This is a genomic window from Variovorax sp. P4_D9, from assembly GCF_056401695.1.
In genome coordinates this window covers 1-13,287 of record NZ_JBFUIU010000182.1, presented here as the reverse complement: position 1 = coordinate 13,287, position 13,287 = coordinate 1, and the positions used below count along the sequence as shown (strand labels likewise).

The following is a 13,287-nucleotide window of genomic DNA, read 5'->3' as shown; positions in this document are numbered from 1 at the left end:
GATCGCGGCCGGCTGGCATCCCCATGCGATGTTCGTCGATCTTGCGATGCCGGGCATCGACGGCTGGGAGACCATCCGCCGGTCCCGCGCGCTCGGACTCGCCGACGCCGCGGTGGCGATCGTCTCGGCCAACGCCTTCGACAAGCGGCTGGACAACGACGTCGGCATCACGCCCGATGATTTCTTCGTCAAGCCGGTGCGCCACAGCGAACTGCTCGATTGGATCGAGCGCCGCCTCGGCATCCGGTGGACCGAGAGCCCGGCCGCACAGCCCGCCGCCGAGCAGGCCGCGGCCGTGCTGCCCTCGACTGCACGACTGCGTGCGCTCGAGGAGGCGGTCGGCCTGGGTTATTTTCGGGGAATCATGAATCAGCTCGACGACATCGACGCGGCCCAGCCCGAGTGCGCCGCCTGGACCGCAACCCAGCGCGCCCTGGCGCGGCAGTTCCAGTTCGAGGCGATGAGCCGGGCGCTCAGCGCGGCGGTGGGAAACCCATGAGCGGCGCGAACAAGCCACCGATGCTGGTCGACACGCTGCGCGGCAGCGGCGGCAACAGCGACCTCGTGCTGATCGTCGACGACGTGCCCGACAACCTCGCGGTGCTGCACGATGCGCTCGACGAATCGGGCTACACCGTGCTGGTCGCCACCAGTGGCGAGCAGGCGCTGCAGCGCACGGCACAGGCGCGGCCCGACATCGTGCTGCTCGACGCGATGATGCCGGGCATCGACGGCTTCGAGGTCGCGCGCCGGCTCAAGGCCGATGCCGCGACCGCGCACATCCCGATCGTCTTTATGACCGGCCTGACCGAGACCGAGCACCTGGTTGCCGCGCTGGAGGCCGGCGGCGTCGACTACGTGACCAAACCGATCAAGCCCAAGGAGGTGCTGGCGCGCATGAACGTCCACCTGCAAGGTGCGCGTCGGGCCCGGCAGGAGGCGCGGCAGGCCGGCCAGGCGCGCAATGCGCTCGACGCCTTCGGTTACGCCAGCATCACGGTACGGATGCCCGAGGGCAAGCTGATCTGGCAGACCGCGCTGGCGCGCGACATGCTGCTGCGCTATTGCGGCACCAGTGCGCCGGTGACGCCGCCCGTGGTACTCGAATGGCTGCGGCGGCACCTGCCCGATGCTCAGCAGCGGCAGATCRAGCCGCCGGCGCTGTCGGTTGCGCAGGGTGCGACCAGCCTCAGCCTGCGCCTGCACCAGCAGACCGGCCACGACGACGAGGGCGACGACTGGCTGATCATCATGCGCGAGGTGTCGGACACCGCCGTGATCGAGGCCATGAGCCTGAGCCTCAAGCTCACGGCGCGCGAGGCCGAGGTGCTGTACTGGGTGGTCAAGGGCAAGACCAACAAGGACATCGGCGAGATCCTCGGCAGCAGCCCCGCGACCGCCAAGAAGCACCTGGAACGGGTCTATGTGAAGCTGGGCGTCGAGACCCGCACGGCCGCCGCGGGCGTGGCAATGAAACGCATTCGCGAGCTGCAGCCGCAATTTGAGATCTGAGTTTCGCAGGGCTCCTAGAATCGGCCGCCATGGCCCGACTGGTTCTCCTGCCCTTGCTCTGTCTTCTTGCAAGCGCAGTGCATGCCGCCGGCCATTTCGACATCGACGACGCCGGCACGCTCGACCCGGGCCAGTGCCAGTACGAGGTCTGGGGCGGGCGCTTCGGCACCGCGCCGGTCACCGACTACCACTTCGGTCCGGCCTGCCGCGTCGGGCCGGTCGAGCTGGGATTCAACATCGATCGCGCGTCGGTGCCGGGCGACAAGGCCTACGGCGCCGGGCCGCAGCTCAAGTGGACCTTCATGGGGAAGGAGGACGACGCTCAACTGAGCGCGGCGCTGTTCTTCAGTGCGGTGTGGGATGTCACGCACGGCGGCCGTGCCGGCGGCCAGTTCGTGGTGCCCGTGACCTGGCATCCGCTCGACAGCCTGTATGTCAACGTCAATCTCGGCTACGACTGGACGCCCGGCAGCGGCGAGCGAATCGGGCGCGGCGGACTGCAGGGGGCGTGGGCCGTCAACGACAAGGTGTGGCTGGTCTTCGAGCGCTTTCGAGCCTTCGATACCTGGACTTCGCGCGCCGGCGTGCGCTTCAATCTGACGCCGACCATCAGCGTCGACCTGAGCGCCGCGCGCAGCGGCCCGGACGGTGTCCGGGGCTACGCGATCGGGCTCAACCAGGTCTTCCAGCGTTAGCCGATTACAGCGCGGCCTGGCGCGTGAACGAGACCTTCGGCTTGTTGTACGCGCTCGGCACCTGGTCGCGGTAGAACGCGCGGCGGTCGAGGCTGGCCAGCGGGTCGTGCGCCTTGGCGACCGCTTCGGCGCGCACGGTGCTGCGGCTGGCGGTCGAGGTGAAGGGCTGCGCACCAGCGCTGGCGCCTTCGCCATAGACGTTGCCTGCACGCGCGGCGACGACGGCCTGGCCGGCGACTTCGGAGCGGCTCACGGACGAGGTCAGCGAATGCACGCCGTCATAGCTTTCGGCGTGGGCGCCGGCAGCGGCGAGCAAGGACAGTGCAGCGGCGGCGATGACTTTCGAGGCATTCATTTCAGTTCCTTCTCAAGGGTTTGTCGGTGAGAGGAAGTTTGGAGTCAAATCCCTTCGCACAACCGCCGCGAAAAGAACCGCGGCGTTAGCGGCCTGGAAACAATCAATCCTCTATCTCGGCGCCTTCGACCAGGAACCTGACGCGCCGCACGCCCTGCCATTCGTCGGCATCGAGCCGCCAGGCCAGCACCACTTTTGGCGGCAGCGGCTCGGTGTGGCCGAACCAGATGCCGTCCACCGGCTTGCCGCGGTGCTTGAGCTTGAGCGCCAGGTGCTTCTCGCCGACGAGGCGCTGCGACACCACCTCCACCTCCTCGCTGAAGGTCGGCGGCGCGAAGCCCTGGCCCCAGACCTCGCGGTGCAGCGTGTCGACCATGTCGACGCGCAGGTACTCGGGTGCCAAGGGCCCGTCGGTGTCGAGTCGGCGCGTCAGCGTGGCGGCGTCGAGCCACTCCTGCGCGACCTGCGCCAGCGCCTGCTCGAAGACCGGGAACTGCTCGCGCGCCACGGTGCAGCCGGCCGCCATCGCGTGGCCGCCGAAGCGCAGCAGCACATCCGGATGGCGCTTGGCCACCAGGTCGAGCGCATCGCGCAAGTGGAAGCCGGGGATCGAGCGGCCGGAGCCCTTGAGTTCGTGCGCCTTGCCGTCGGCGCCGCTGGCCGCGAAGACGAAGGTCGGGCGGTGGAAGCGGTCCTTGATGCGCGAGGCCACGATGCCGACCACGCCTTCGTGGAAGTCGGCGCCGAAGACGCTGATCGCCGCCGGCGGTGCCTGGCTGTCGTCGAACAGCGTCTCGGCCAGCGCCAGCGCCTTGTCGCGCATGCCGCCTTCGATGTCGCGCCGCTCGCGGTTGATGCCGTCGAGCGTGCGCGCGAGTTCGTCGGCGCGGCCGGCGTCGTCGGTCAGCAGGCACTCGATGCCGAGCGTCATATCGGCCAGGCGGCCGGCGGCGTTGATGCGTGGCCCGAGTGCGAAGCCGAAATCGAAGGTGGTGGCCGCGGCCGCATTTCGGCCCGCTGCCTTGAACAGCGCGGCGAGGCCGGCTTGCATGACGCCGGCGCGGATGCGGCGCAGACCCTGCGCCACCAGGCGCCGGTTGTTGGCATCGAGCCGGACCACGTCGGCCACGGTGCCGAGCGCGACCAGCGGCAGCAGTGCATCGAGCTTGGGCTGATTGCCGAGGTCGAACACGCCGCGCGCGCGCAACTCGGTGCGCAAGGCCAGCAGCACGTAGAACATCACGCCGACGCCGGCGATGCTCTTGCTGTCGAACATGCAGCCGGGCTGGTTTGGATTCACCAGCACATCGGCCTCGGGCAGCACCGGGCCCGGCAGGTGGTGGTCGGTCACCAGCACCGACAGGCCGCGCGCCTTGGCGGCGGCCACGCCGTCGACGCTCGCGATGCCGTTGTCGACCGTGATCAGCAGGTCGGCGCCGCTCGCGGCCACGCGCTCGGCAATCGGCGGCGTCAGGCCGTAGCCATCGACCACGCGGTCGGGCACCAGGTAGGCGACGTGGCGGGCTCCCAGCAGCCGCAGTCCGCGAACCGCCACGGCGCAGGCGGTGGCGCCGTCGCAGTCGTAGTCGGCAACGATGCACAGCCGCTTGTCGTCGCGGATCGCATCGGCCAGCAGTAGCGCTGCCTCGCGGGTGCCGCGCAGCGTGTTCGGCGGCAGCAGCAGCCCCAGTCCGTCGTCGAGTTCTTCCTTGGCGCGCACGCCGCGCGCGGCGTAGAGCCGCGCCAGCAGCGGATGCACGCCGGCCTGCTCGAGCGCCCAGGCACTGCGCGGCGGGATGTCCCTGGCCTGGATCTTCATGCTCACAGCGCCTCCAGGAAGGAGGCCGCCGAGGGGCGGCCGAACAGCCCCCTGGCCCAGCCCGCGAAGCCGCGCGGCTGCAGCGCGAAGCGCTGGGCGCTGCGGTCGCCGCAGAGCGTCAGCGTGACGGCTTCGCCACCAGCGCTGGCAGCCAACAGCTCGGCCACCGGGCCGGCATCGAGCGCTTGCCAGGACGAGGCCCAGGCGGCGCCGTCGTCGCGCAGGGCGGGAAGGCGCAGCGCTTCGGCCACCGTGGGGGCGCTGGCCTTCGGTGCGAAGGCGGCAGGCAGGCTGCCGGTGCCGCTGAGCCAGAAGGAATTGATCGGTGGCACGCCGCGCGCTGTGCGGGCGTCGTTCACGCGCTCGGTGTAGAGCAGCATCTGCATCTCGTTCTGCAGGCGGCGCAGCGGGCGTCCGGCGTCGGACAGCGGCGACCACTGCGAGATCGGAAAGCCGACCGCGCGATCGATCGACGCCGTCGCCAAGCCGTCGAAGATCGGGCCCTGGGCCAACCAGCGGCCCGGCGTCGCCGAGCCATGCAGCGCAATGCCATCCTCTTCGAAGAAGGGGCGTGCCGCGGCCAGCAGCGCATCGGATTCGGCCGGGTCGATCGCGATCGCGGCCGGGTCGCCCAGCATCACGTCGTCGATGCCGACCTGCCAATGGCACAGCGTGGCGATGCCCCAGGCCTGGCCGCCGTCGGTCGGGCCCAGGCCGGCCTGCCTGGCTTCCAGCGCGGCCCAGGGGATGCGGCCGTCGGCGGCCGCGATGCCCAGCGCCTCAGCCAGCGCACGCTCGTGCGGCGGCGAGCGGGTGCTGTCGTCCTGGGTGTCCTCGTGGACCCGGGTGAGCCGGGCCAGCAGGGCTTCGAGCCGGGGCAGCCGGAGGCCGGCCAGCGCCTGGCGGCAAGCCGGGGAGCCCCGGCCGGCGAAGGGAATGAGCAAATGGCGGGCGGGGGGGGAGGCGGACATGGGCCTATTGTCCGGGATGCCACAATTGATCAGATGAACTGCCCCCACGCTCTGCACTCCGTGTCATCGCTGCCCCCCGAGGGGGCGCAGGCCTCCCTTGGGGCGGCCCGGCGGGAGGCCTGAATGCGACTCCCCTACGAACTGCAACTCGGCTGGCGTTACACCCGGGCCGGCCGGGCCACGCGGCGCAACGGCTTCATCTCCTTCATCTCCGGCGTCTCGATGTTCGGCATTGCGCTCGGCGTCGCGGCGCTGATCATCGTGCTGAGCGTGATGAACGGCTTCCAGAAGGAAGTCACCGACCGCATGCTCGGCGTGATCTCGCACATTGAGATCTTCTCGCGCGATGGCCAGGCACTGGCCGACATCGACGCCATCATGGCCGATGCGCGCAAGAACCCCGAGGTGATCGGCGTCGCGCCCTTCGTGGCGGCGCAGGCGCTGCTGGCGCGTGGCGAGGACATGAAGGGCGCGCTGATCCGCGGCATCGACCCGAAGCTCGAGCCGCAGGTGACCGACATCTCGACCACCGCCCAGCAGGGTGCGCTCGACAAGCTGGTGCCGGGCGAGTTCGGCATCGTGCTGGGCATCGAGCTCGCGCGCTCGATGTTCGTGCGCGTCGGCGACCAAGTCACGCTAGTGGCCCCCGGCGGCCAAGTCACGCCGGCCGGCGTGATGCCGCGCTTCAAGCCCTTCACGGTGGTCGGCACCTTCGATTCGGGCCACTACGAATACGACTCGGCGCTGGCGATGATCCATGCCGAGGACGCTGCCCGCGTGTTCCGGCTCGAGGGCCCGACCGGCGTGCGGCTAAAGCTCAAGGACCTGCACCAGGCGCGCGAGGTGGCCGACCAGCTGGCGGCCACGCTGCCGGGCCAGTTCCTGATCCGCGACTGGACCCGCGCCAACAAGACCTGGTTCGCCGCGGTGCAGGTCGAGAAACGCATGATGTTCATCATCCTCACGCTGATCGTCGCGGTGGCGGCCTTCAACCTGGTCTCGACCCTGGTGATGACCGTGACCGACAAGCGTGCCGACATCGCGATCCTGCGCACGCTCGGCTCGAGCCCGAAAAGCATCATGGGCATCTTCGTGGTGCAGGGCGCGATGGTCGGCGTCATCGGCACCCTGGGCGGCCTGTTGTTGGGACTGGGCATCGCCTACAACATCGACGTCATCGTGCCGGCGCTCGAGCAGCTGTTCCATGCCAGCTTCCTGCCCAAGGACATCTACCTGATCAGCAAGATGCCGAGCGATCCGCAGCGCGGCGACATCCTGCCGATCACCGTGATCTCCCTGGTGCTGGCCTTCGTGGCCACGCTCTACCCGAGCTGGCGCGCCAGCCGCGTCAACCCGGCCGAGGCGCTGCGCTATGAATGACGTGGTGTTGAAGGTCCGCGGGCTGACCAAGCGTTTCCATGAAGGCCGAATCGACCTCACGGTGCTACACGGCGTCGACCTCGACGTCCATGCCGGCGAGACCCTGGCCATCGTCGGCGCCTCGGGCTCCGGCAAGAGCACGCTGCTGCACCTGATGGGTGGCCTCGATGCGCCGACCGCGGGCAGCGTCGAGCTGCACGGAGAGAACATCGCCCATGTCGACGCCGCCGAGCAGGGCCGGTTGCGCAATCGGCACCTCGGCTTCGTCTACCAGTTCCACCATCTGCTGCCCGAGTTCAGCGCGCTCGACAACGTCGCGATGCCGCTCAAGATCCGGCGCACGCCGCCGGCCCAGGCCAACACGGCGGCGGTCGCGATGCTGAGTGCCGTGGGCCTCGGCGAACGGGTGCAGCACCGGCCGGCGGAACTTTCGGGCGGAGAGCGCCAGCGCGTGGCGATCGCGCGCGCTTTGGTGACCCAGCCCGACTGCGTGCTGGCCGACGAGCCCACCGGCAACCTCGACCGCGCCACGGCCGACGGTGTCTTCGCGCTGATGTTGCAGCTGGCGCGAGATCGCGGCACGGCCTTTGTGATGGTGACGCACGACGAAAGCCTGGCGGCGCGCTGTGATCGCGTGCTGCGGTTGACGGCCGGGCGGCTGGCCGGCTGAGGCTCAGGCCGCGACGACGATCGGGAAACTGGCCTTCCAGCCGTCGGGGGCGCGCTCGAAGGGCACGGTGAGCGCCGCCCGTGCCTCCTCCGGCAGGCTGCGCCAGAGGCCGTCGCGCGCATTGCCCGGCGCGCCTTCCACATAGAGTTGGGTGGTCAGCAGTTCGCGGCGGTCCAGCTTGACCTTGACGTGGATGTGCGGCGTGCGGCCGGTGTAGGGCACCGGCCGGATGGTGCGGAAGCGGTAGCGACCATCGGCATCCACAGTCACCCTGCCGAAGCCCTGGAAGGCGCGATCGGCGCGGTCGCCGTCGCCCGGGTGGTGGTAGTGGCCGGCCTCGTCGCATTGCCAGATCTCGACCTGCGCGCCGCGCAGCGGCCGGCCATCGAGATCGGTGACCGTGCCGTCGACCCAGGCCGGCTGGGCGGCGGCATAGTTCAAGCTGCCGTTGTGCAGCAGGTCGCCGTCGGCGTCGGCCGGCAGGGCCACCGGGTAGAACGGGCCTTCGGTCTGCGAGGGCGTCGGGCGCCGGGGGGCGGCGGCCTGCGCACGCGCGCCCAGCCAGAGTGCCGGCAGCGCGATCGCTGCCGCGGCGATCGTGCGTCGGGGCAGGTCGTGGGGGAGGGGCGGGGTGGTCATCGCATCTTCGAGTCCGGGTGTGCAAGCGAGTTCCACGACGGACGCAGCAGCCGCTCGACCATCGCCACCGCCGGGCATCCTGCGGCGACCAGCATCACGACGTGGAAGTGGTCGAGCGCGGCATGAGCGTGGCCTCCCGCGTCAGCTGCTGGCCCAGTTGAGCCAGCGCCAGGCGTGGCGCGTCCGCTGGCGCGTGAGTGATTGAGAAGTGATGCGTCAGTTGCTCCAGCGTCTGGGCGACGGCCGGATTCGAGGGCGACAGGCTTTCGTCGAGCCGGGCGAAATGCAGGCTGCTGCGCCATTGCATGCCCAGCGTGGCAAGGGCCGTGCCGGCGGCGACGCCGAACTGTGCGAGCATGTTCTTCACCTGGTTGGCATGCGAGAAGGTGGTCTCGTCGCGCTGCAGCTTCTGGAAGGTCTGCATCGCCGTGGTTGCCAGCACCAGGATCAGGAAGGCGCCGTTGCACAGCAGGGCCGGGACCACGCTGCCCAGCGGATGGGCCGCTTCGCTCAGCCCCGCGAGCTGCCAGCCGCCGAGCAGCAGGCCGGCGAAGCCGGCAAGGTAGTAGCGGCTCGGGCCGGGATGGCGCGGCAGCAGCCGGGACAGCACGATCCAGCTGCCGACACCCGCCAGCGCGCCCAGCCCCTGGTAGCGGCCGACGGCTTCGAGCGGCAGATCCAGCGCACGCTGCAGCAGCAGCGGCAACACCAGGTTGTTGGCCCCGAGCAGCAGGTAGCAGATGCCGAAGACGCCGAGCCCGGCCGCATAGCGGCGCTGCGCGAGCGCCCAGAAGCGGAGCAGCGGCTCGGCTCGGCGGCCGTCGAGATGGACGAAGAGCCACAGTGCAGGCAGCGCCACCCGCCACGGCGCCGAAGAGCCAGCCCGAGGCGACGAAGAAGTCGTAGCTCGAGCGCTGCAGCGCATGCAGCAGCAGAAAGCTGCCGGCGATCAATGCCAGCATGCCGACCGGGTGCGACGGAGGACGCAGTTCCTCGATCTGGCGCGGGTCGTCGAGCAGCCAGGCCGAGAGCGCGGCCAGCACCGCGGCCGGCAGCAAAAGCGCGAAAAATGCCATGCGCCAGCCCTGCAGAGACAGCGCCGCCGCCGCCAGCAGCGGTCCGGCGACGATGCCCCAGGCGAGTCCCGAGGCGAAGAACTTGATCCCCGTGAAGCGGCGTGGCGAAGGAGGGATGTGGTTCACGAGCACCCGGCCGGCGGTCATGAAGGACGAGCAGCCGAGCGCCATCAAGGCCCGGCCCAGGGCGAATTGAATCAGGCTGGCGCTGAAGCCGCAAACCAGGGCACCGAGCGCGAACAGCAGGCTGGCTCACAGCAGCACGCGGCGCCAACCCAGGCGTTCGATCAGCCATCGGTGCATCGCGATCGCGGCGATGGCGACCACCGCGTAGAGCGTGGCGACCTGGCTGAACTCCTCCGGGCCAGCGCCGATGCTGCCCATCACCGGTGCGGCGTTGAAGGCGACGATGCCGGTCTGCAGGAAGTCACTGAAGGGCAGCGCCGCGATCAGCAGGTACAGCGGCAACTTGCGCGACGACGGGGCGGCCGCGGCGGTCATGGGTCAGGCCGAGAGGGTCTTCCGGAACCCGATCGACAGCCGGTTCCAGCTGTTGATCACGCCGATCGCGAGCGTCAGGTTCACGCGCTCGCTTTCGCTGAACTCGGCGCTCAGGGCCTCGTAGTCGGCATCCGGGGCCCGGCTCTCGGCCACTTGCGTGATGGCCTCGGTCCAGGCCAGCGCCGCGCGTTCGCGCGGCGTGAAGAAGGGCGTCTCGCGCCACACCGGCACCGCGTAGAGCCGGCGTTCGGTCTCGCCCTTCTTGCGCAGGTCGCTGGCATGCAGGTCGACGCAGAAGGCGCAGCCGTTGATCTGCGAGGCGCGCAGCTTGACGAGGTCGAGCAGGGCCGGCTCGAGGCCCAGCTTGCCGACCGCCACCTCGAGTGCGATCAGCGCCTTCATGGCGTCGGGGGAGGCCTTGTAGAAATCGAGTCTTTGTTCCATGGTGGTGCTCCGTGGGTTGGCGATGGCCCCATGCTAAAAAGCGCCGCCCACATCCGTGGCGGCCAATTCGCGCCATTTGCAGGAGGCCAATTGCATGGAACTGCACGTCGTCATCGACGGTGACAAGGACCTGACCGGACAGCTGGTCCGGCAACTGAGGGACGCGATCCGCGCCGGCCGGCTGGCTGCGGGCGAGAAGCTGCCGCCGTCGCGCCTGCTCGCGGAACAACTCGGCCTGTCGCGCAAGACGGTGGCCGAGGCCTATGCCCGGCTGACATTCGACAAGCTGCTGGTCGGCCGCATCGGCAGTGGCACCTACGTGGCGAAGGACCTGCTGCCGACCGGCGTCCCGGCCGCGAGCCCGGCCCTGGCGGGCCTGGCCACCGTCGAGCGCTGGCGCCGCATGGATACGCCGCTGCGCCACCCAGCTCCGGCCGGCCACTCGCGCTACGAGTACATCGGCGGTGCTCCGGCGCGCAGCCTGTTTCCGCACGCCGACTGGCGCCGCTGCGTGCTCCATGCGCTGCGTGAAGGTGCGCGTTCGCGCGGCCTCTATGGCCCGGCGGAGGGCATGCCGGTGCTGCGCGAGGCGATCGCGCGCCACGCTGCCTTCTCGCGCGGCGTGCGCTGCGGCGTCGACGACATCGTCGTCACGCAGGGCGCCCAGCAGGCACTCGACCTGGTGGCCCGCGTGCTGGTCGACCCGGGCTGCACCGTGGCGGTCGAGGAGCCGGGCTATCCGCCGGCCCGGCAGCTGTTCGCAGCCCAGGGTGCCGACGTGGTCGGCGTCCCGGTCGATGGCGAGGGCATGCAGGTCGACCGGATCCCGGAAGGCACGCGGCTGGTCTATGTGACGCCGGCGCACCAGTTCCCGCTCGGCATGCCGATGAGTCCGCGCCGCCGCGAGGCGCTGCTGGCGCGCGCATATGCGATCGGCGCCATCGTGATCGAGGACGACTACGACTGCGAGTTCCGCTACGAGGGCCGGCCTGCCGACTCGCTGCAGAGCATGGACACGCAGGGCTGCGTGGCCTTCGTCGGCAGCTTCTCGAAGACGCTGTCGCCCGAGCTTCGGCTGGGCTACCTGATCGCGCCGCAGGCGATCCTCGAGGCGGTCGGCGTCGCCAAGCACCTGAGCGACTGGCACACCGCGACGCCGGCCCAATGCGCGCTCGCCAAGTTCATCGCCGACGGCGACCTGCACAAGCACATCCGGCGCTGCCACGCGGTCTATGCCGAGCGGCGCGAACGCATCATGCGGTACTTCGCGGGCGAGCTCGCGCCGTGGTTCGAGCTGGTGCCGGCGACGGCCGGGATCCATCTGGCGGCGCTGTGCCGGCGGCCGGTCGACATGGAGATGCTGCTGCGCCTGGCACGGCGCGTCGACGTGGGTCTGTATCCGCTCGATCCGTTCTACGGCTTCGGCACGCCGCGGCAGGGGCTGATGCTCGGCTACGGCGTGATCGCCAGCGAGGACATCGACCCCTCGCTGGACCGCGTCCGCGACATCCTGCTGCAGATGGGCTGAGCCCTCAGGCGGCGATCGAGTAGCCGCCGTCGACCGGGATCGCCGTGCCGGTCACGAAGTCCGATGCCGCGCTGGCGAGGAACACCGCGATGCCGGCCAGATCCTCGGACCGACCCCAGCGGCCGGCCGCGGTGCGCGCCACCACCCGTTCGCTGAGCCCCGGCATCTGCGCGCGCGCCCCATCGGTCAACTCGGTCTGGATCCAGCCCGGCAGCACCGCATTGACCTGGATGCCATCGGCGGCCCAGGACGCTGCCATCGCTCGGCTCAACTGCACGATGCCGCCCTTGCTGGCCCCATAGGCCGGGGCATAGGGGGCGCCGAAGATCGACATCATCGAGCCGATGTTGATGATCTTGCCGCCGCCCGCCGCCTTCAGGTGCGGATAGGCTGCCCGGCAGCAAAGGAAGGCGCTCGTGAGGTTGGTGTCCATCACCTGATTCCATTCGGCCAGCGACAGCTGGTCGACCGGCTTGCGCACCGTAGTGCCGGCGTTGTTGACCAGGATGTCGATCCGGCCGCAACGTGCCGCGGCCTCGTCGAACAGGGCCTTGACCGAATCTTCGTCGGTCACGTCCGCGGCCAGCGCGAAGCTGTCGCTGCCCAACGCCTTCAGCGCAGCCACCGCCTCCGCCGACTTCTGCGGATTGCGCGCCGCGACCACCACGCGTGCGCCGGCTTCCGCCAGCCCCTTGGCCATGCCGAGCCCGATGCCGCCGTTGCCGCCGGTCACGAGCGCGACCTTCCCTTTCAGATCGAACATGCAATTCCCTTGCTGTGACGCAGGCGCTAATCACTCAATGCCCCGCACGGGCGGCGTCAGAGGATGCGGTTGAACCAGAGCAGCGAAAGCCCGGCCGACAGCAGCGCGAGCGCCGCGGCGCCCATCGCGAAGAGGGCCGAGATCTCGGTCTCTTTCTTCTCGACGGTGAGCCGCGAACTCAGCGTGTTGTAGACCTTCTTGAGGTCGTTCGCGGTGCCCGCATAGAAGTATTCGGCCTGGGTCTTGTTGGCGATCGCCTTGAGCGTTTCCTCGTCGAGCCGCACCCGCATCGACCAGCCTTCGAAGCCGATGGTCTCGCCGTCGACCGTGCCGATGCCGACCGTGTAGACACGGACGCCGCGGTCGGCCGCCACCTTGGCCGCATCGAGCGGATCGACGCCGGTGGTGCGCTRGCCGTCGGTCAGCATGATGATCGCGGCCGAGGTGTAGGAACCGGGCGCGACCGGCGTGAATTCCTTCGGCGGCGGCTTGCCGGCGCGTTCGATGGCGACGCCGGTCTGGCGGCTCTTGGGGCCGAAGTCAGAGATGTCGATGCCGGCGTCCGGGAACAGCGTGGCCAGCGAGACCACGATCGCGTTGCCGGTGGCGGTCGCCCGCTGCAGTTGGAAGGAATCGATCGCCGTGACCAGGTCTTCGCGGTTGGTGGTCGGCAGTTGCGCCACCTGCGCGCTGCCCGCGAAGGCGACGATGCCGACCTTGACGGTGCGTGGCAGCTCCTTCAGGAAGCTCTTGGCTGCCTCCTGGGCCGCGACCAGCCGGTTCGGCTGCACGTCGGCCGCGCGCATGCTGCCCGAGACGTCCATCGCGAGGATGATGGTCTGCTGATTCGACGGCAGCACCACCACCGCCATCGGCCGCGCGGCAGCGATCAGCATCGCAGACAGCGCCAGCAGGAACAGCAGCGGCGGGATGT

General features: G+C 69.8%; 15 protein-coding genes and 1 pseudogene. 6 read left to right on the top strand and 10 right to left on the bottom strand.

Going from position 1 to position 13,287, the window contains the following annotated elements; translation table 11 throughout:
* The 3 genes from AC1DY5_RS20240 to AC1DY5_RS20230 all read left to right on the top strand — a co-directional run.
* Positions 1-499: response regulator (locus AC1DY5_RS20240; RefSeq protein ID WP_478114188.1), on the top strand; the 499-nt coding region annotated here is incomplete at its 5' end.
* Positions 496-1,512 (top strand): response regulator, encoded by a 1,017-nt coding sequence (locus AC1DY5_RS20235; RefSeq protein WP_478114187.1) that lies wholly within the window; start codon positions 496-498, stop codon positions 1,510-1,512. The genes AC1DY5_RS20240 and AC1DY5_RS20235, both read left to right, overlap by 4 nt.
* A gap of 29 nt (positions 1,513-1,541) precedes the next feature.
* Positions 1,542-2,207 carry a hypothetical protein gene (locus AC1DY5_RS20230; protein WP_478114185.1) on the top strand — a complete coding sequence of 222 codons (666 nt, stop codon included), beginning with the start codon at positions 1,542-1,544 and terminating at the stop codon, positions 2,205-2,207.
* 4 nt (positions 2,208-2,211) lie between these two features.
* Here the strand turns inward: AC1DY5_RS20230 and AC1DY5_RS20225 are convergent, their stop codons facing one another.
* From AC1DY5_RS20225 to AC1DY5_RS20215, 3 genes are all read right to left on the bottom strand, one after another.
* Positions 2,212-2,562: an alpha/beta hydrolase gene (locus AC1DY5_RS20225; RefSeq protein ID WP_478114183.1), complete on the bottom strand. Its 351-nt coding sequence runs from the start codon at positions 2,560-2,562 to the stop codon at positions 2,212-2,214.
* A gap of 103 nt (positions 2,563-2,665) precedes the next feature.
* Positions 2,666-4,381: a single-stranded-DNA-specific exonuclease RecJ gene (recJ, locus tag AC1DY5_RS20220; RefSeq protein ID WP_478114190.1), complete on the bottom strand. Its 1,716-nt coding sequence runs from the start codon at positions 4,379-4,381 to the stop codon at positions 2,666-2,668.
* 2 nt (positions 4,382-4,383) lie between these two features.
* On the bottom strand, positions 4,384-5,352 hold the full coding sequence (locus AC1DY5_RS20215; protein ID WP_478114182.1) for a hypothetical protein: 969 nt from the start codon (positions 5,350-5,352) through the stop codon (positions 4,384-4,386).
* 123 nt (positions 5,353-5,475) lie between these two features.
* On the opposite strand from AC1DY5_RS20215, the gene AC1DY5_RS20210 reads away from it, so the two are divergent.
* Together AC1DY5_RS20210 and lolD are read left to right on the top strand one after the other, a co-directional pair.
* Complete coding sequence (locus AC1DY5_RS20210) at positions 5,476-6,732, top strand: lipoprotein-releasing ABC transporter permease subunit (RefSeq protein WP_478114180.1); 1,257 nt, start codon at positions 5,476-5,478, stop codon at positions 6,730-6,732.
* Positions 6,725-7,402, top strand: coding sequence for a lipoprotein-releasing ABC transporter ATP-binding protein LolD (lolD, locus tag AC1DY5_RS20205; protein WP_478114178.1), 678 nt, complete (start codon positions 6,725-6,727; stop codon positions 7,400-7,402). The genes AC1DY5_RS20210 and lolD overlap by 8 nt, the downstream gene beginning before the upstream one ends.
* A gap of 3 nt (positions 7,403-7,405) precedes the next feature.
* Here the strand turns inward: lolD and AC1DY5_RS20200 are convergent, their stop codons facing one another.
* From AC1DY5_RS20200 to AC1DY5_RS20180, 5 genes and pseudogenes are all read right to left on the bottom strand, one after another.
* On the bottom strand, positions 7,406-8,041 hold the full coding sequence (locus AC1DY5_RS20200) for a dioxygenase family protein (RefSeq protein WP_478114176.1): 636 nt from the start codon (positions 8,039-8,041) through the stop codon (positions 7,406-7,408).
* Positions 8,042-8,135: 94 nt separating this feature from the next.
* Positions 8,136-8,900: an MFS transporter gene (locus AC1DY5_RS20195; RefSeq protein ID WP_478114175.1), complete on the bottom strand. Its 765-nt coding sequence runs from the start codon at positions 8,898-8,900 to the stop codon at positions 8,136-8,138.
* 190 nt (positions 8,901-9,090) lie between these two features.
* Positions 9,091-9,303: pseudogene (locus tag AC1DY5_RS20190) on the bottom strand (MFS transporter); the annotation flags it as partial.
* Positions 9,304-9,369: 66 nt separating this feature from the next.
* Positions 9,370-9,618, bottom strand: a complete 249-nt coding sequence (locus AC1DY5_RS20185; RefSeq protein ID WP_478114173.1) for a hypothetical protein — start codon at positions 9,616-9,618, stop codon at positions 9,370-9,372.
* 3 nt (positions 9,619-9,621) lie between these two features.
* On the bottom strand, positions 9,622-10,062 hold the full coding sequence (locus tag AC1DY5_RS20180) for a carboxymuconolactone decarboxylase family protein (protein ID WP_478114172.1): 441 nt from the start codon (positions 10,060-10,062) through the stop codon (positions 9,622-9,624).
* A gap of 94 nt (positions 10,063-10,156) precedes the next feature.
* Here AC1DY5_RS20180 and pdxR point away from each other — a divergent pair, with 94 nt between their 5' ends.
* Positions 10,157-11,590, top strand: coding sequence for a MocR-like pyridoxine biosynthesis transcription factor PdxR (gene pdxR, locus AC1DY5_RS20175; RefSeq protein ID WP_478114171.1), 1,434 nt, complete (start codon positions 10,157-10,159; stop codon positions 11,588-11,590).
* Between the two features lie 4 nt (positions 11,591-11,594).
* Here pdxR and AC1DY5_RS20170 read toward each other — a convergent pair whose 3' ends face one another.
* Together AC1DY5_RS20170 and AC1DY5_RS20165 are read right to left on the bottom strand one after the other, a co-directional pair.
* On the bottom strand, positions 11,595-12,353 hold the full coding sequence (locus AC1DY5_RS20170) for an SDR family NAD(P)-dependent oxidoreductase (RefSeq protein ID WP_478114169.1): 759 nt from the start codon (positions 12,351-12,353) through the stop codon (positions 11,595-11,597).
* Between the two features lie 56 nt (positions 12,354-12,409).
* Positions 12,410-13,287, bottom strand: an 878-nt coding sequence (locus AC1DY5_RS20165; RefSeq protein WP_478114168.1) for a VWA domain-containing protein, incomplete at its 5' end; no start/stop codon positions are given.

Bases quoted from the DNA above. Each gene is read 5' to 3' on its own strand.
- lolD (WP_478114178.1), top strand. From the start codon at position 6,725: ATGAATGACGTGGTGTTGAAGGTCCGCGGGCTGACCAAGCGTTTCCAT.
- pdxR (WP_478114171.1), top strand. From the start codon at position 10,157: ATGGAACTGCACGTCGTCATCGACGGTGACAAGGACCTGACCGGACAG.
- AC1DY5_RS20185 (WP_478114173.1), bottom strand. From the start codon at position 9,618: ATGACCGCCGCGGCCGCCCCGTCGTCGCGCAAGTTGCCGCTGTACCTG.
- AC1DY5_RS20225 (WP_478114183.1), bottom strand. From the start codon at position 2,562: ATGAATGCCTCGAAAGTCATCGCCGCCGCTGCACTGTCCTTGCTCGCC.
- AC1DY5_RS20170 (WP_478114169.1), bottom strand. From the start codon at position 12,353: ATGTTCGATCTGAAAGGGAAGGTCGCGCTCGTGACCGGCGGCAACGGC.
- AC1DY5_RS20210 (WP_478114180.1), top strand. From the start codon at position 5,476: ATGCGACTCCCCTACGAACTGCAACTCGGCTGGCGTTACACCCGGGCC.
- AC1DY5_RS20215 (WP_478114182.1), bottom strand. From the start codon at position 5,352: ATGTCCGCCTCCCCCCCCGCCCGCCATTTGCTCATTCCCTTCGCCGGC.
- recJ (WP_478114190.1), bottom strand. From the start codon at position 4,381: ATGAAGATCCAGGCCAGGGACATCCCGCCGCGCAGTGCCTGGGCGCTC.
- AC1DY5_RS20230 (WP_478114185.1), top strand. From the start codon at position 1,542: ATGGCCCGACTGGTTCTCCTGCCCTTGCTCTGTCTTCTTGCAAGCGCA.
- AC1DY5_RS20200 (WP_478114176.1), bottom strand. From the start codon at position 8,041: ATGACCACCCCGCCCCTCCCCCACGACCTGCCCCGACGCACGATCGCC.
- AC1DY5_RS20180 (WP_478114172.1), bottom strand. From the start codon at position 10,062: ATGGAACAAAGACTCGATTTCTACAAGGCCTCCCCCGACGCCATGAAG.